20 protein-coding genes are annotated in these 15,378 nt (G+C 40.7%); 4 read left to right on the top strand and 16 right to left on the bottom strand.

Annotated features, from left to right (window positions below; genetic code table 11):
- Positions 1-7 precede the first annotated feature (7 nt).
- From P20429_RS06395 to P20429_RS06440, 10 genes are all read right to left on the bottom strand, one after another.
- Positions 8-832, bottom strand: coding sequence for a peptidoglycan DD-metalloendopeptidase family protein (locus tag P20429_RS06395; protein ID WP_007584784.1), 825 nt, complete (start codon positions 830-832; stop codon positions 8-10).
- 41 nt (positions 833-873) lie between these two features.
- Positions 874-1,452, bottom strand: coding sequence for a YqaA family protein (locus P20429_RS06400; RefSeq protein WP_007584782.1), 579 nt, complete (start codon positions 1,450-1,452; stop codon positions 874-876).
- 9 nt (positions 1,453-1,461) lie between these two features.
- Positions 1,462-2,100, bottom strand: a complete 639-nt coding sequence (locus P20429_RS06405; RefSeq protein ID WP_007584780.1) for a protein-L-isoaspartate(D-aspartate) O-methyltransferase — start codon at positions 2,098-2,100, stop codon at positions 1,462-1,464.
- The gene (gene surE / locus P20429_RS06410) at positions 2,090-2,854 is read right to left on the bottom strand and encodes a 5'/3'-nucleotidase SurE (RefSeq protein ID WP_007584778.1); all 765 of its coding nucleotides are present in this window, start codon (positions 2,852-2,854) and stop codon (positions 2,090-2,092) included. The genes P20429_RS06405 and surE overlap by 11 nt, the downstream gene beginning before the upstream one ends.
- Positions 2,835-3,887: a tRNA pseudouridine(13) synthase TruD gene (gene truD / locus P20429_RS06415; RefSeq protein ID WP_007584776.1), complete on the bottom strand. Its 1,053-nt coding sequence runs from the start codon at positions 3,885-3,887 to the stop codon at positions 2,835-2,837. The genes surE and truD overlap by 20 nt, the downstream gene beginning before the upstream one ends.
- On the bottom strand, positions 3,884-4,381 hold the full coding sequence (ispF, locus tag P20429_RS06420) for a 2-C-methyl-D-erythritol 2,4-cyclodiphosphate synthase (RefSeq protein ID WP_007584774.1): 498 nt from the start codon (positions 4,379-4,381) through the stop codon (positions 3,884-3,886). The genes truD and ispF overlap by 4 nt, the downstream gene beginning before the upstream one ends.
- Positions 4,378-5,079 carry a 2-C-methyl-D-erythritol 4-phosphate cytidylyltransferase gene (ispD, locus tag P20429_RS06425; protein WP_007584773.1) on the bottom strand — a complete coding sequence of 234 codons (702 nt, stop codon included), beginning with the start codon at positions 5,077-5,079 and terminating at the stop codon, positions 4,378-4,380. Before ispD ends, ispF begins: the two co-directional genes overlap by 4 nt.
- Positions 5,069-5,356, bottom strand: a complete 288-nt coding sequence (gene ftsB, locus P20429_RS06430; protein WP_007584772.1) for a cell division protein FtsB — start codon at positions 5,354-5,356, stop codon at positions 5,069-5,071. Before ftsB ends, ispD begins: the two co-directional genes overlap by 11 nt.
- Positions 5,357-5,393: 37 nt before the next feature.
- Complete coding sequence (locus P20429_RS06435) at positions 5,394-6,029, bottom strand: hypothetical protein (protein WP_002958964.1); 636 nt, start codon at positions 6,027-6,029, stop codon at positions 5,394-5,396.
- Positions 6,030-6,104: 75 nt separating this feature from the next.
- On the bottom strand, positions 6,105-6,584 hold the full coding sequence (locus P20429_RS06440; RefSeq protein ID WP_002958965.1) for a DUF2947 domain-containing protein: 480 nt from the start codon (positions 6,582-6,584) through the stop codon (positions 6,105-6,107).
- A gap of 60 nt (positions 6,585-6,644) precedes the next feature.
- Between P20429_RS06440 and P20429_RS06445 the strand changes: the two genes are divergently transcribed.
- The 4 genes from P20429_RS06445 to P20429_RS06460 are packed head-to-tail and all read left to right on the top strand — an operon-like array spanning position 6,645 to position 9,356.
- A complete protein-coding gene (locus P20429_RS06445) occupies positions 6,645-6,884 on the top strand; it encodes a DUF1653 domain-containing protein (protein ID WP_007584771.1) in 240 nt (79 codons plus the stop codon).
- Between the two features lie 52 nt (positions 6,885-6,936).
- Positions 6,937-7,785 carry a MoxR family ATPase gene (locus P20429_RS06450; protein WP_007584770.1) on the top strand — a complete coding sequence of 283 codons (849 nt, stop codon included), beginning with the start codon at positions 6,937-6,939 and terminating at the stop codon, positions 7,783-7,785.
- A 1-nt stretch (position 7,786) separates the two neighbouring features.
- Positions 7,787-8,974: a VWA domain-containing protein gene (locus tag P20429_RS06455; protein WP_007584768.1), complete on the top strand. Its 1,188-nt coding sequence runs from the start codon at positions 7,787-7,789 to the stop codon at positions 8,972-8,974.
- 1 nt (position 8,975) lies between these two features.
- Positions 8,976-9,356, top strand: a complete 381-nt coding sequence (locus P20429_RS06460; protein ID WP_007584767.1) for a hypothetical protein — start codon at positions 8,976-8,978, stop codon at positions 9,354-9,356.
- Between the two features lie 364 nt (positions 9,357-9,720).
- On the opposite strand, the gene P20429_RS20155 is transcribed toward P20429_RS06460, so the two are convergent.
- From P20429_RS20155 to tkt, 6 genes are all read right to left on the bottom strand, one after another.
- Positions 9,721-10,149 carry a DUF4160 domain-containing protein gene (locus P20429_RS20155; protein WP_007584766.1) on the bottom strand — a complete coding sequence of 143 codons (429 nt, stop codon included), beginning with the start codon at positions 10,147-10,149 and terminating at the stop codon, positions 9,721-9,723.
- Between the two features lie 65 nt (positions 10,150-10,214).
- On the bottom strand, positions 10,215-10,670 hold the full coding sequence (locus P20429_RS06465) for a GNAT family N-acetyltransferase (RefSeq protein ID WP_007584765.1): 456 nt from the start codon (positions 10,668-10,670) through the stop codon (positions 10,215-10,217).
- Between the two features lie 64 nt (positions 10,671-10,734).
- Positions 10,735-11,910 carry an NRAMP family divalent metal transporter gene (locus tag P20429_RS06470; protein ID WP_085999477.1) on the bottom strand — a complete coding sequence of 392 codons (1,176 nt, stop codon included), beginning with the start codon at positions 11,908-11,910 and terminating at the stop codon, positions 10,735-10,737.
- Between the two features lie 202 nt (positions 11,911-12,112).
- Complete coding sequence (gene hpf, locus P20429_RS06475) at positions 12,113-12,469, bottom strand: ribosome hibernation-promoting factor, HPF/YfiA family (protein WP_007584763.1); 357 nt, start codon at positions 12,467-12,469, stop codon at positions 12,113-12,115.
- Between the two features lie 177 nt (positions 12,470-12,646).
- Positions 12,647-12,961: a pyrimidine/purine nucleoside phosphorylase gene (locus P20429_RS06480; protein WP_002958974.1), complete on the bottom strand. Its 315-nt coding sequence runs from the start codon at positions 12,959-12,961 to the stop codon at positions 12,647-12,649.
- A gap of 184 nt (positions 12,962-13,145) precedes the next feature.
- Complete coding sequence (gene tkt / locus P20429_RS06485; RefSeq protein ID WP_007584762.1) at positions 13,146-15,137, bottom strand: transketolase; 1,992 nt, start codon at positions 15,135-15,137, stop codon at positions 13,146-13,148.
- Between the last annotated feature and the right edge of the window lie 241 nt (positions 15,138-15,378).

Here is a 15,378-nt window from a genome sequence, read left to right as displayed (position 1 = left end):
CTGAAAATTAGGGTAGGTATTTAGCAGGATTGACAGCTTGCCCTCGGTAGCGAATTTCAAAACGAAGCGCGGTGACCGGAGATTCTGAATTACCAATTTCTGCTATTTTTTGTCCTGCCTTAACCTTCTGCTTTTCTTTAACAAGTAATTTCGAGTTATGTGCATAAGCACTTAGGTAATCATCATTATGTTTCAATATGATTAAACTACCATAACCTCGTAGAGCGTTACCCGCGTATACCACTGTTCCTTGTGCCGCAGCTAAGACTGAAGCCCCTTTACGATTAGTAATCTGTAAACCTTTATAACCGTTTTCCTTATTAGAAAAGCGTTTGGTAATTTTGCCCTTTGCAGGCCAAAACCAATTAACTTTACTGCTCGACAAACGTTTAGCATTACTAACTTTGTTACTGGCTTGTTTCTGAACATACTCTCGTTGTTTTGGAGGATCAAGCTCTTTCTTTAATATTATGTTATTTTTTTGTGTGTTTTTTATAGACTTTTTACTCAAATTCGTATATTTTTCATCCCTTTTTGTTTTTTCGGGCTTGGGGATTAAGGAGATGTTTTGCCCAGGGAAAATTGTGTAAGGTGATGGAATTGAATTGTTTTTTGCAAGTAATCTAACATCTTGCCCTGCACTAAAGGCGATAGAGTAAAGGGTATCTCCTCTTTGTACTTTATAGTTGCTTCCATTAATGTTAATAGTATGACCTAAATCGTTAACATTATTATTTAGACTGCTAACAGGCGCAGGAACATGGCGAGAAGAGCAACCAGAAAGAAAAACACCAATAAATATAGTCACATACAGTAAAAACTGTTTATTCATTGTATTTTTCTCCCAAATTAGATAATTGATATTTTTAACGCTTAACGCAATAAAAAGTACGCTAGCGCAATTAATACCACTAATCCCCAACCAAGTATTTCAATATATTGACGTAATTTTGCTTCCATTTTAGCCCCGCCCCACTTCATTAAGGCTGAAACTAAAAAGAATCGCGCACCACGTCCAATCGCTGATGCGAGTAAAAATGGCAAAAATGCCATTTGTAAAACACCTGCGCCAATGGTAAATACTTTATATGGTATAGGCGAAAAACCAGCTAAAAACACAACCCAAACACCGTAATCTTTAAACCAATTTAATGCGATATCAAACTTTTCTTGCCAGTGCATTTGTGCAATCAATGGCTCAACAACGGGTTCAAATAGCCAAAACCCAAGCAAGTAACCAACTACTCCACCAACAACCGATGCTATTGTGGCAAAGCTTGCAAAACGCCATGCTTTTTTGGGTTGCGCAAGCGACATAGGTGCAAGCATTACATCGGGCGGTATCGGAAAAAAAACTGACTCTGCAAAGCTCATTGCAGCTAAATAACGTTCCGCATGGCGGTGCTTTGCCCACACTAGGGCCATATCGTATAACTTGGTAAACAACTTCAAAATGAATTCCTATTCAATATCGCCAGGTACTAACGGCACAAATCTAACGGGAGCAATAACATGCTCTTTATAATTATCGCCTTCGCGGATAACCATTACTAATTTTTGATCGCTCTCACCAATGGGCGCTAATAACACGCCTCCATCGGCTAACTGAGCAAGCAAGTCTTGCGGAACTTTAGAGGCCGCAGCAGTCACTATAATACCATCAAAAGGTGCTTGTGATTGCCAGCCTTGCCAACCATCACCATGCTTCATGGTTACATTATATAAATCGAGTTGCTGCAATCGACGCTTTGCCTGCCACTGAAGCGTTTTAATACGCTCTACCGAATAAACCTTTGTAAACGTTTTGGCTAATATTGCAGTTTGATATCCAGAGCCAGTACCAATTTCCAGCACTTTATTGCGCACACCAGCTAAGCGAAGTAGCTCTGTCATGCGCGCTACTATATAAGGCTGGGAAATAGTTTGCCCTTGCCCAATAGGTAGCGCCGTATTTTCATAAGCTTTGTGTTTTAGCACATCGTCTACGAATATATGTCGCGGAATATCAGCAATAGCACTCAGTACTTGTGTATCTTCAACGCCTTCGCGCTTTAGTAAGTCAGATAGCGCTTTTGCACTGCGGGTATAATTAGCGAGCACGATTAATCTCCAAATCGGCTAACCAGTCTCCTACTGCTTTTAGGCTGTCTTTGGCTGTCATATCAACACTCAATGGCGTAACAGAGGCATAACCGTTATTGATTGCGTAAAAGTCGGTACCCTCACCTGCATCGCTTTCTATGCCAAGCGATCCATACCAATAAATATCTCGACCCCAAGGATCGGTTTGTTTGGTCATGGTTTCTGCTTTATGGCGAGCACCTAAACGTGTTACTTGCACCCCTTTTAATTCACTTAATGGAATATCTGGCACATTTATATTTATTATTTGATCTTTTGGAAGCGGATGCGAAGCCAAACCTTTAATAATATTTACGGTAACAGCAGCGGCTGTTTCAAAATGCTCGCCCTTATGTGAGCAAAGCGATACTGCAATTGCAGGTAAGCCTAAATGGCGACCTTCAGTTGCAGCGGCAACAGTACCGGAATAAAGCGTATCATCACCTAAATTGGCACCATGGTTAATACCAGCAACAACAAGGTCTGGTTTTTCATCAGCTAACTGATTTACACCTAAATGTACACAATCAGTAGGTGTGCCATTAACCGACATAAAACCATTCTCGAGTGTAGTCGCTCGTAGCGGGTTCATTAGTGTTAAAGAATTACTCGCGCCACTACAGTTGCGATCAGGTGCAACAAGGGTTACATCTGCAATTTGTATAAGCGCCTGATATAAAACCGCAATGCCTTTAGCATTTACGCCATCATCGTTACTTAACAGTATCTTCATTTATGTCATTATCCTTTTCTTTACGCTCTCGAGGGCTAGCATCTTTATAATCCACCAGCTCACGTAATAATGCAGTTGCAAAACACCCTTTTGGCAAACCAAAACTCAGTTTTAAACTGGTTTCATCTATGGTCTCAACCGTTAAGTTTTGCGGAATTAAACGCAGCATCCTGCGCTCATTTTTAAGGCCTAGCTCACCCAAGCCATCGCACCATGTTTTGAAAGGTTCAAGCCATATTTTTTCTTGTTCGGTTAAACCTTTTTCGCTTTTACCCACCATAGGTGCCGACATCATAATATCGCCAGTGGCTAATCGCTCTATGTTTTCGTCGTTAATTGCATCTTCAAAAAATGCATTACTGCCGCTGAGCATAAATACTTCACGGTGCATTGTTTTAGCTAAACCATGCTCTTTAACACGTAAATTTACTATTTGATTAAACACATGAGAACGCGCTGCTGAAATAATAATACCGCGCAGTTTTTTATCGCGAATGCGCTCCCCGGCAAACATTTTTTCAGCCATTACTAAGTTATGACCGCCATGCCCAAAGCGTTGTTCACCAAAGTAATTAGGCACGCCTGCGCGTACTGCGTTAATACGGCATAAAATATCAAGCGGCTTGGTTACGTTACGGAGCGTAATAGTAAATCTATTACCTTTGTGGCAGCCCGTACGTAATTTACGGTCGTGGCGCTGTTGCGACACAATAAAAATACTCTCGCTATTTAAATCGCTAAAATCGATAGGCTTTTTAATCGGTACTTTTACACTAAACCACTGTGAACACACACCGTGACGATCTTTCATGCCGGCGTAACTTACGTCTCGCGGTGAAACACCCGCACGCTGTGCAATTAGCTTTGCAACGTATTGCGTATTTTCGCCTTTTTTAACCACCTGCAAACACACGTGCTCGCCACTGCCGGTAAATTCTATACCTAGGTCTTCATCAACCATAAAGTCTTCAGCAGTGGTTTTAAAATCAGCTTTAGAAAGCGGTGCACCGTATAAATAATTTAAATCGCTCATGCGTTTTTTGTACTCATAGACTCTTTACTCATAATAACCACTGCATGGCTCGAAATACCTTCCCTGCGCCCTTCAAAGCCTAGCTTTTCGGTTGTAGTGGCTTTAACGTTAATTTGGCAAAGGTCACAATTTAAATCGCTGGCTAAATTAGCGCGCATAGCTTGAATATGTGGCAGCATTTTTGGCGCCTGTGCAACAATAGTCACATCGCCATTGCCAATTACATAACCTTGCTCTTTAGCTAAGCTCACCACATGGCGAAGTAAAATACGGCTGTCGATATTTTCATACTCGCTAGCCGTATCTGGAAAGTGCTTACCAATATCACCCATTGCAAGCGAGCCTAAAATAGCATCGCATAATGCATGAATAGCAACATCGCCATCTGAGTGCGCTAAAAAGCCTTGTGGGTAATCAATTTTTTCACCACAAATAGTTAACGGGCCTTCGCCGCCAAATTTATGTACGTCAAAACCATGGCCAATTCGTATCATAATGCACTCTCGTTTTGTTGTTTGTGTAGTAAAAATCCAGCCAAATCTAAATCCTCTGGCGTGGTTATTTTAATATTATCGCTGCGACCTGCAACAAGCTTTACCGGTTTACCCGCCCACTCAATTGCACTGGCTTCATCGGTAATAGTAGCCCCGTTTGCTAATGCGTTTTGCAATGCATTTTTAAGCTCGTCATATTTAAAAAATTGTGGGGTAAGTGCTTGCCATAAATCGTCTCGTGGCACAGTTTGTAGGGCATGAGTGTGGCCACGTTTTATGGTGTCTTTTACTTTGCTAGCTAAAATACCGCCTTCATCAGCGCGTATACATTCATCAATTAAACGTTCTATATCACTAATATTAACTAACGGGCGTGCAGCGTCGTGCACCAGCACCCATGTAGGCGGGTTAGGCGCTAAAAAAAGTAAGCTATTGAGTACTGAATCTGCACGCTCTTTACCGCCACTGGCGCGAACAATGCGCTTATCAAGCAGTGGGAGTTCGTCAAAATAGGGGTCGCTGTCGCTAAGGGCAACAACAATAGTGCGTAATTGAGATAATTGAGAAAGTTTAGCTAAGGTGTGTTCTAAAATGGTTTTACCGGCTAATTGTATATATTGCTTAGGCGCATTGTGCTGCATTCTACTGCCAACGCCCGCAGCAGGTACAATTGCTGCAATAGTCTGTTTATTTGTCATATTGTTTGCCCGGTAAAACACGAATAAATGTTTCGTCCGGTTTAATCATTCCCAATTCGTTGCGTGCACGCTCTTCAATGCCTTCTTGGCCAAGCTTTAAGTCTTCAATATCTGCTTTAAGTACTTTATTACGTTTAATGAGCTTTTCGTTGGTTTCTTGATGCGACGCTACAGCACCTTTTAGCCGTGTGTAGTCTTGTAAACCATTATGACCAAACCATAATCTGTATTGTACAAACAGTGCTAAGCACAGTAAGCCAACTTGAAAAATACGCATTTAACACTCCTTATTTTAAATTCCAAATACCTTAACTTTAATACGCTAAGGGGCGCTTTAAATTGCGCCAATTAATACTACCCGCTAAAAGCATTTCGCGTAGTGATAAAACCCGTGGCATACAACGCTTCGAAAATTGCCACTGATGCCCGCAACATGCAGCGGTTAAACTCACTTTACTTGGCTTTATTAACTGAGCATTTTGCTGCTCTAGCCCATTTCCTAAAAAATCAAACCAACCAAGCTCGTTACAATGCAGCTTATTTTCGCCTAACTGATCGATACTGTCTATTCTAAGACGCACCTGATCGTAGCCATGTAATATAACGGGCACTATAAGCCCCACTTTGGCATACGTTTGATAAAAAAGTTCATTAGCTTGAACATTCACATCGGGTGGGGTCGGTTTTTGCTTTTCAAGCCACGTACCATTTTGCGCGTCCAGCGTAAAAGGCGTGTCACCATTGGCAACTAACGTTGCAGCTCGCTCAATATAATAAGGTAGGCTTTTTAACTGGCGGCGCAGTTTATCGGCATTAGGCTCTGCAACTAATCGCTGAACCTCACGCTGATAAAACGCATTGCACAATTGTGCATACAACACTTTTTGTGCATCAGTTTGCCAAATTTCAACTTGCTGTTGAGCACCAAGTGACTGATTTTTAGCGACCAAAAGCTGTACTCAAAAATATTCAGGTAAATGTTTTATAACACAGTATTGAATATTTTTTAAGCGCAGCGCACTATTTTAAGCGCTTGGCTTTTCACCTAATTTTGCTTTACCTGATTCTAAAAATTGCACAACCGTATTACGCTTTTTACCAATCAATAAACTGCCATCAGCTAAAAACATAAAGTTTTGCCAATTGCGTTTAAATACATCAAACGTCGTTTCGATAATATTATCGCGTGCCATACAAAAATAAACCGTGGTGTTAGCTTCCCAATCTAAAAACGTTAAGATTGCTTCTGGTGGTAACGCATCGCCATTTTCCCACGCATCTTGCCAATCTACTTCTTGGCTAAAGCTTTTTTCTTGACCACACCAATCGGTGTCTTCAAAAAAATCAGGGTGATCAAACTCACGGCTTACCATGGTTGTCCAAAGTACGGCTGCGCGCTCGTCGCTCATAGGCTTTATTTTTGCTGCGTCTTCATCAGATACAGGTAAATCTTTGTGGCGAAAAACCCACGCCTTTTTGTAATCATCTAAAGAAATATAGTTCATAGTATTGGCAAATTAGTTAACATTAAAAGTGCAAAGCCAAATTATACAAGAGATCAAAACATGACTACAGCAATAAAACCACTTTCACTCAAACCAGGCATATACCAACACTACAAAGGGCCGCAATACAAAGTTGTTCATGTTGCCACCCATAGCGAAACCGAGGAGCAGCTTGTGATTTATCAAGCACTCTATGGTGAATTTGGTATGTGGGCGCGCCCACTTGGTATGTTTTTAGAGACTGTTGAAAAAGAAGGTGAGGTCATACAGCGTTTTGCCTACCTTGGACCTGCCGTTTAACTATGGCATTATAACAAAATAACTTACTGCTCAGACCAGACAAGGGTACACTGTGCAATTTAATTCAACTGACAATTACATAGCGAGTAGCGCGCTTAAACAAGCTGTAAATGCTGCCATTATGCTCGAAAAACCACTTTTAATTAAAGGCGAACCAGGCACAGGTAAAACCATGCTGGCTGAGGAGTTGGCTAAAAGCTTAGATACCACGCTTATTCAGTGGCATATAAAATCGACTACTAAAGCGCAGCAAGGTTTATACGAGTACGACGCGGTTTCGCGCCTGCGCGACAGCCAATTAGGTGACGAGCGCGTACACAACATTAGTAACTACATCGTTAAAGGTAAGCTTTGGCAGGCATTTACATATGCAGAGCTTAACGGTAAACGCCCAGTGCTTTTGATTGATGAAATAGACAAAGCCGACATAGAGTTCCCAAACGACTTACTACTTGAGCTTGATAAAATGGAGTTTCATGTTTACGAAACTAACGAGCGCATTATCGCAAAAGAGCGCCCTATTGTGATCATCACTTCAAACAATGAAAAAGAATTGCCAGATGCATTTTTACGCCGCTGCTTTTTTCATTATATTGATTTTCCAAGCAGCGATGAAATGCAGCAAATTGTTGATGTGCACTACCCGCATGTTAAACAAGATTTAGTTCGCCAAGCGCTAGAAGTATTTTTTAACTTACGTGAAGCCAACGGCCTCAAAAAGAAGCCCTCCACCAGCGAATTGCTCGATTGGTTAAAGCTTTTAATGGCAGAAGATATAGACGCAAAAACGCTGCACGACAAAGCGCAAAAAGGCGGATTAATGCCAATGTTTGGCGCCTTACTTAAAAACGAGCAAGACATAAGCCTAATCGAAAAACTCGCGTTTATGAGTCGTCGCTAATATGCTGGTGCAGTTTTTTTTCACGCTACGTAAATACCGCTTACCGGTAAGCCTGCGCGAGTTACTCGATTTAATTAACGCCTTAAAAAAAGGCGTTATATTTGCCGACGTAGACGCCTTTTACCATTTAGCACGCACCATAATGGTAAAAGACGAAACGCACTTTGACCGATTTGACAAAGCCTTTAGCGACTATTTTAGTGGTATTGCTGACCTCGATTTGCTCGAGAGCTTAAAGCAACAGCACAACTTACCTGAAGACTGGCTACGTAAAGAATTCGAAAAAAACCTAAGCGAGGAAGAAAAAGCCCAACTTAAAGCTATGGGCGGACTCGACGAGCTTATGAAAACCCTAAAAGAGCGTTTAGAAGAGCAACAAAAACGCCACGCTGGTGGCAATAAATGGGTGGGTACTGGCGGTACATCACCTTTTGGTGCATACGGCTATAACCCAGAAGGTGTGCGTATAGGGCAAGACGGCAACCGTAACCGCCAAGCAGTAAAAGTGTGGGATAAACGAGAATACAAAAACCTCGACACCGACAGAGAAATTAGTTCGCGCACAATTAAACTCGCCCTTAAAAAGTTACGTAAGTTTGCCCGCACTGGCGCAAGCGACACACTGGATTTAAACGAGACTATTCGCGCTACTGCAAAACAAGGCGGCATGCTTGATGTAAAAATGGCACCCGAACGCCACAATGCAGTAAAAGTATTGATGCTATTTGATATTGGCGGCTCAATGGATGACTACATTCATACCTGCGAAGAGCTATTTAGCGCCGTCCACAGCGAGTTTAAACACCTAGAGTTTTACTACTTTCATAACTGTTTATACGAACACGTTTGGCAAGACAACGCGCGCCGCCATTCAAACGTAATAGATACCATGACGCTCATAAACAAGTTCACCAGCGACTATAAAGTAATATTTGTTGGCGATGCCACTATGGGCCCTTACGAAATAGCCTACCCTGGCGGCTCAGTAGAGCACTACAATGAAGAGCCCGGCAGTGCATGGTTACAACGTGTCACAAACCACTTTGATAAAGTCGCCTGGCTCAACCCACAACCGGTTGAACACTGGCCGTACTATCAATCGATTGGCTTTATAAAAGAGCTAATGAACAACCGCATGTACGCGCTGAGTTTAGATGGGATAAGTAGAGCGATAAAAGAGCTGAGTTAAAATGAGTAATAGGAATATATTAAAATTAGTTTTGTTTGCATCACTTATAATAAATATGGTTTTTATTACTATCTTTATAAGTGACTCTAAAAAGGATAAAAGCATTTATTTATTAGCAAGCAATGTTGAAGCTAAATGCTTGAATGATTGGAAATCACAAGACTCTAGGGTACCTTTTATTACCTCTCATCAAATTTTAGGACCAGATCCTTTTACTGAATATAACCTTTTAGAGCTGGGAGGTTATGATCAGTCAACATCTTTCACATACGAATTCTCAGCATGTTTTAAAGATAAATTTTCTACAGTAAGAACAATTGCAGAGATGAAATATGCTATTGATTTCATGGGTAAGCAATCAAAAAAATGTTGGATTTTATAAATTACCAAATTCTGATGAAATTATTGTTTACTCAAATGAGTAACAATTAGGCTAGATTGGCTAAACTCATAACTCGTTGAGCATTGGCTTTACTACCAATTATTTATGAAGTAGCTGATAGATAAATCGATAAAAAACTGCGTCAATTATTAAATACGTACATTAAAAGAACTATTATTCCAATTAATATATAACCCTTCATTCTATCAACTTTACGTGCTCGACCTGTTCTTGATGTTGGAATACCTGTTGCTTTTGCAACTTTCCTTTTAAAATTAGCTTTCGGTCTTTTTAATGGGTTCATTATTAATTTCTATTTATTTAAATTAAGTAACGCCTACATACCTATAAAACGTCGATATACTTATTCGTTACCAATTTCATAATACTTCCCTACTGTACAGTTTGCAGGCCTTGTATTGTTCCAAACTGAAATCAATGCTTTCTTTGCGTTCATTTCATTAAACCAATATTCAACTTTTCTTTTTTGTTTGCTTGTTAAGCTACCCTCAATTAATTCACAATTATCAAGCCTAAAAGAAGCTTTCGAGTCTGAGGTAATAACGTGAAAATGTGGTGGAGGGTGTTCGTTAGAATAAATCTCTATTTTAAGACCATCAACCCTTTTAACTAATTGCTTTATTTCAGTTAAAACAGGTCCATCAGGATCTATATCATCACTAACTAGAGTCTGTGAAGACAACAAAGAATGAAGGTGCTCGGTTAGCTCATCTAACGACTCAAACTGTTCAGGCGAATCCTCATAGAACCACTTAGTTCCTTTAAATGACATAAATATTCCTGTGTTAAAATTTAATTTAAGGTTCTAAACGAAGACTAATTATATTTCTTATTAATTCAAAGCGCTTTACTCATAAACAAGCTGTAAGGATCTAACTCATAATCACCAAATGGTTCGCACTCTTTAAAACCAAATTGAGCGTAAAGCTTTTGTGCGGGTAAAAATGCTTCAGCAGTGCCGGTCTCTAAACTTAACTTTTTATAACCTCGCAAGGTCGCTTGCTCAATAATATGCGTGAGTAACTTAGCGGCTATGCCTTGGCGTAAATAATGGCTTGATGTGCGCATTGATTTAATTTCGCCATGCGTTGTATTTAGTGCTTTTAAAGCGCCAACACCCGCTAAATTATTATCAATCCATAAGCTATAAAAAGTTATATCGGGCTGAGTGAGTTTACTCACATCAAGTGCATGTACGCTCTCAACGGGTGAGTGTTTTAGCATATCGTTATGGTGTGCTTGTAGTAGCTTTATAACGTGTGGGTTTGAAAGCTCGCCTGTTCTAATATCCATTTATACCTCATTTAAATTTTAAGCTTTAGGGCTTTAATTAAAACCCTAAAGTAAGTGGCTATATTTAGAATGCTAGTTTCCACACTACAAATGCGACAGCAAACCCAACTAAGTACACTAAACCTAACCACGTTAAACTACGTAGTAACACGCTATGCTTAATAGCAGGCTCTGATCGCACAAGGCTAAAGTTGAGCCATGCAAATACAGGCGTTGTAACAAATGAAAGTGTCATAGCAAACGTAAGCATTGGACCAAGGGCTGATTTAAAAAATAAAATAACCGCCATACCGGCAAGTGCTTGTAGTATTAACCAAATATTTAGGCTGTGTTTTGATTGCTTAAAGCCAAGTAGCTTATGGGATTCGTTAAGCGTGCGAGCGTAGCCATCTAGCACGGTGAGTGTAGTGCCAAACATACATAAAAAAGCGATTGCTGATACAAGTGGCCTTGCCCACTCGCCTATTGTTAATGCATACATATCAATAAGCTGCTTGGCAAACGCGACACCGCCGAGTTCTATACTGCTGGTTTGCCCGTACTGCACTAATACACCTAAGCTAAAAAACACCAGTGCTAAGCCAGCTGTAAGCCAGTAACCTACGTTAAAATCGAACAGGCCTTGGCTTTTAGTTACTGTTTGCTGGGCTTGTTTTTCTTTTAGCCATAAAGAACTTAATGCAGATATTTCGATAGGGGCTGGCATCCAGCCCATTAAAGCCACCATAAAGCTAAGCATAGCAAGTTCATACGGTGAAGGTCCCACATAATCAGCAGGTGCCATTGGGCCGTTACTAAATGCAATGGCAAGGGCAATCAAAGTAGCGAGCGTAAGCAGCCCCATAATGCCTTTGGCAACGTTATCAAGCGCTTTAAAGTGTCCAAGTAGCAATATAACTAAACATACCCCCAACAGCATCCAACAAAGCAAGGTTACTTCAATAACAATAGGTAAGGCGTAATGCAGTAAGCTTGCAGTAAGCAGCAATACGCCGGCGGTATTAACAATGGCGGCTACAATGTTTAAGCCAATAAAACTGTAGAAGTAAAACGGGCCTTTGCTTTTATAGCCCTCCACTAGGCTATTTTTAGTAGCGAGTGTGTATTCCATACCAAAGCGAAAAAACGGGTACTTTAAAACATTAACAACGAGGATAAGCCAAAATAATTGCCAGCCAAATATTGCCCCAGCTTGCGTAGAGGCAACTAGGTGAGATCCGCCAATAGCGGCTGTTGCCATGAGTATTCCAGGCCCAAGCGCACCTAGTCGAGACTTCCATACTGCTTTTGTTGTGTGCATTAATTTCTCAAAATATGTGTGTTGTGTGTTCTTTTTATTAATTTTTTTAATTAATAAACTGCAAGAACGCATAACTTACCTAAATTACAGGCAATAAAAAAGAGCCATACGGCTCTTTTTTACAATACTTTGTGACTAAATTTTATTTAAGATCCATCTCTTGGATGATCTCGTGTGCGATTTCAGGTGTAGTGCTAACAGGCTTTTCGTGTAAGTTTGCTTTTATCTGCCCTTTTCGATGTTTTAGTGCTGCATCGAGTTTTTTAGCTGCACTTGCAATGGCAGGGTACATAACTTCGTTTTCCCCTTTTACCGATATGCGCGTGCCTTCGTAATTAGTGCTAATTTCAGCTTGGATTTTATGATGTTCTTTAGACAAAATAATTTCGAGTGCAATAAGCGATGGGAAATGGCTCTCGATTTTTGAAAATTTTTCGTTGATGTGCTCTCTAATAGAGTCAGTAACTTCAACATGGTGACCAGAAAGATTAATTTTCATAGGGTATCCTTTTATTTGTTACCTCATAAATAGTATTGGGGGCTATTTAGATTAACACAAGGAAAAAAGAGAGATATTTGAGGTTTATTTGCGGTTTTTGGTGATTTAAATCATGCGTTGCGCAAAGTTTATGCAAAGCCCATAGTGCATGGGCTTTCAGACGTCTAGCTGTACTGGTTAATCTGTGTACGAACAACAGTAGTCAGCAAAATCAGATACTTTTACTTTAAAGCTTACATTTGCATCAACATTAAACGATTCACCCGCGTTAAATGTTTTCCACTCACTTGCACCTGGTAATAAAATATCCCATTGGCCAGCTAAAAGCTCCATGCACTCTTTTTGATTTGTATCAAAAACAAACTCACCTGGTTGCATAAAGCCTAACGTTTTCGCTTCGCCATCACCTAAAATAACGGTACGGCTCGACACTTTTCCGTCAAAATATACATTGGCTTTTTTTACTACACTCACGTTATCGAACTTTGGCATTTTTAGCTCCTGCTATTAATTTAAGATTTTTATTTATAAATTTTATCGCACTACCTTGCCTGATAGCTTACTTTCTTGCAAGGAAAGCTGCATTGATCAAGGTGAAGTTGCTTCATGTAAGGGCACAAAAAAACCCGCAATATGTGCGGGTTTTTCAATTACTTACTTTATTTAATCAAAGCGATTAAAAAAGCTCGTTTGCTTTGCTTACAATGTTTGCCACTGTAAAACCAAAGTGCTCAAACAGCTCGCCTGCAGGTGCTGACTCACCAAAGGTAGTCATACCTACTACTGCGCCGTTTAGACCTACGTACTTGTACCAGTAGTCAGCAATACCTGCTTCTACTGCTACGCGGCGTGAAACAGATGCCGGTAATACGCTTTCTTTGTATGCTGCGCTTTGATCTTCAAAGGCATCAGTACATGGCATAGATACAACACGTACCTTTTTACCTTGGCTGCGTAGTTCGCTTGCTGAATCTTGTGCTAGTTGCACTTCAGAACCCGTCGCAATAAAGATAATCTCTGGATTGCCGTCACAGCTAAGGATGTAACCACCCTTTTTAACATCGCTTAATTGCTGTGCGTCACGCGCTTGTTGCTCAAGACCTTGGCGAGTAAAGATTAACGATGTAGGACCGTCTTTACGCTCAATAGCTTGTTGCCATGCAATTGCCGACTCAACTTGGTCACATGGACGCCAGTTGTATAAGTTAGGCGTTAAACGCATGCTTGCAATTTGCTCTACTGGTTGGTGAGTTGGACCATCTTCACCTAAACCAATTGAATCGTGCGTGTATACAAAAATGCTTGGTTGCTTCATTAATGCAGCCATACGTACAGCATTTTTTGCATATTCAACAAACATTAAGAACGTAGCACCGTAAGGAATAAAGCCTTTATGAAGGGCAATACCATTCATAATTGCCGACATACCAAACTCACGTACACCGTAGTAAATGTAGTTACCGCTTGCATCATCGCGTGTTAAACCTTTAGAGCCATCCCAAATTGTTAAGTTTGAGCCAGCTAAATCGGCTGAGCCACCCATAAATTCTGGTAATAACGGACCAAACGCATTTAATGCATTTTGTGATGCTTTACGAGACGCTGGGTTTGCAGGGTTTGCTTGTAATTGCTCAATGTACGCTTGTGATTTTGCAGCCCAATCGCCAGGCAGTTCGTTATTAATACGACGTTTGTATTCAGTTGCAAGCTCTGGGTATGCTTTTGCGTATGCTGCAAATTTTTCGTCCCAGCTTGATTCAAGCTGTTGACCTTTTTCTTTGCCATCCCACTGTGCGTAAATATCATCAGGAATTTCGAACGCATCGCCAGTCCAACCTAAGAATTCGCGAGACGCTTTAATTTCGTCATCACCTAGTGGTGCACCGTGACAATCGTGGCTACCAGATTTATTAGGTGAGCCGTAACCAATAATTGTTTTACAACAAATTAGTGAAGGTTTATCGGTAACGCTTTTTGCTTCTGCAATTGCAGCACTTACAGCATCGCTGTCGTGGCCATCAACACCACTAATTACATGCCAACCGTATGCTTTAAAGCGAGCTGGTGTATCATCTGTAAACCAACCTTCTACTTCGCCATCGATTGAGATGCCGTTGTCATCCCAAAATGCAACAAGTTTACCCAGACCTAATGTGCCTGCAAGTGAACCTGCTTCATGAGAAATACCTTCCATAAGGCAGCCATCGCCCATAAATGCATAGGTAAAGTGATCAACAATATCGTGACCTTCACGGTTAAACTGTGCAGCAAGTGCTTTTTCAGCAATTGCCATACCTACGGCATTTGTGATCCCTTGACCTAATGGACCCGTAGTAGTTTCGATTCCTGGTGCATAGCCATATTCAGGGTGACCTGGTGTTTTAGAATGCATTTGACGGAAGTTTTTAATTTCGTCCAGTGGTAAGTCGTAACCACTTAGGTGCAATAGAGAATAGATAAGCATTGAACCGTGGCCGTTTGAAAGAATAAATCTGTCACGGTCAGCCCACTCTGGATTCGTTGGGTTATGTTTTAGATAATCGCGCCATAATACTTCTGCGATATCAGCCATGCCCATAGGGGCTCCAGGGTGACCAGATTTGGCCTTTTGTACTGCGTCCATTGACAAGACGCGAATAGCATTTGCAAGTTCTTTGCGAGATGGCATGAATTCTCCTACCTTTATGTGTATTTGCGCGGGTATTTATGTGTTTGTTTATGCACCCAAGTAACTTGGGTTCGTTTATACCGACCATTCTTACTTATTGTGGGGGCTGTGTGCAATTAAAAACCCTATAAAAGTGAGGCATTATGAATATTTTTTAAGACCAAAAAGTTATTAGTAATTTTATTTAGACGTCTAGGCGTAAAAACACTATGCAAGGTGTTTTGTTTTCGATAAAATACGC

Origin of the sequence: Pseudoalteromonas sp. BSi20429 (assembly GCF_000238895.1) — a bacterium.
GTDB lineage: Bacteria > Pseudomonadota > Gammaproteobacteria > Enterobacterales > Alteromonadaceae > Pseudoalteromonas > Pseudoalteromonas arctica.
The sequence above is the reverse complement of the archived record's forward strand: the minus strand, read 5'-3'. Positions and strand labels throughout refer to the sequence as shown.

Bases quoted from the DNA above. Each gene is read 5' to 3' on its own strand.
- P20429_RS20155 (WP_007584766.1), bottom strand. From the start codon at position 10,149: ATGTCATTTAAAGGAACTAAGTGGTTCTATGAGGATTCGCCTGAACAG.
- P20429_RS06445 (WP_007584771.1), top strand. From the start codon at position 6,645: ATGACTACAGCAATAAAACCACTTTCACTCAAACCAGGCATATACCAA.
- P20429_RS06455 (WP_007584768.1), top strand. From the start codon at position 7,787: ATGCTGGTGCAGTTTTTTTTCACGCTACGTAAATACCGCTTACCGGTA.
- P20429_RS06480 (WP_002958974.1), bottom strand. From the start codon at position 12,961: ATGCCAAAGTTCGATAACGTGAGTGTAGTAAAAAAAGCCAATGTATAT.
- P20429_RS06470 (WP_085999477.1), bottom strand. From the start codon at position 11,910: ATGGCAACAGCCGCTATTGGCGGATCTCACCTAGTTGCCTCTACGCAA.
- tkt (WP_007584762.1), bottom strand. From the start codon at position 15,137: ATGCCATCTCGCAAAGAACTTGCAAATGCTATTCGCGTCTTGTCAATG.
- ispD (WP_007584773.1), bottom strand. From the start codon at position 5,079: ATGACAAATAAACAGACTATTGCAGCAATTGTACCTGCTGCGGGCGTT.
- P20429_RS06440 (WP_002958965.1), bottom strand. From the start codon at position 6,584: ATGAACTATATTTCTTTAGATGATTACAAAAAGGCGTGGGTTTTTCGC.
- surE (WP_007584778.1), bottom strand. From the start codon at position 2,854: ATGAAGATACTGTTAAGTAACGATGATGGCGTAAATGCTAAAGGCATT.
- P20429_RS06395 (WP_007584784.1), bottom strand. From the start codon at position 832: ATGAATAAACAGTTTTTACTGTATGTGACTATATTTATTGGTGTTTTT.
- ispF (WP_007584774.1), bottom strand. From the start codon at position 4,381: ATGATACGAATTGGCCATGGTTTTGACGTACATAAATTTGGCGGCGAA.
- ftsB (WP_007584772.1), bottom strand. From the start codon at position 5,356: ATGCGTATTTTTCAAGTTGGCTTACTGTGCTTAGCACTGTTTGTACAA.
- hpf (WP_007584763.1), bottom strand. From the start codon at position 12,469: ATGAAAATTAATCTTTCTGGTCACCATGTTGAAGTTACTGACTCTATT.
- P20429_RS06465 (WP_007584765.1), bottom strand. From the start codon at position 10,670: ATGGATATTAGAACAGGCGAGCTTTCAAACCCACACGTTATAAAGCTA.
- truD (WP_007584776.1), bottom strand. From the start codon at position 3,887: ATGAGCGATTTAAATTATTTATACGGTGCACCGCTTTCTAAAGCTGAT.
- P20429_RS06460 (WP_007584767.1), top strand. From the start codon at position 8,976: ATGAGTAATAGGAATATATTAAAATTAGTTTTGTTTGCATCACTTATA.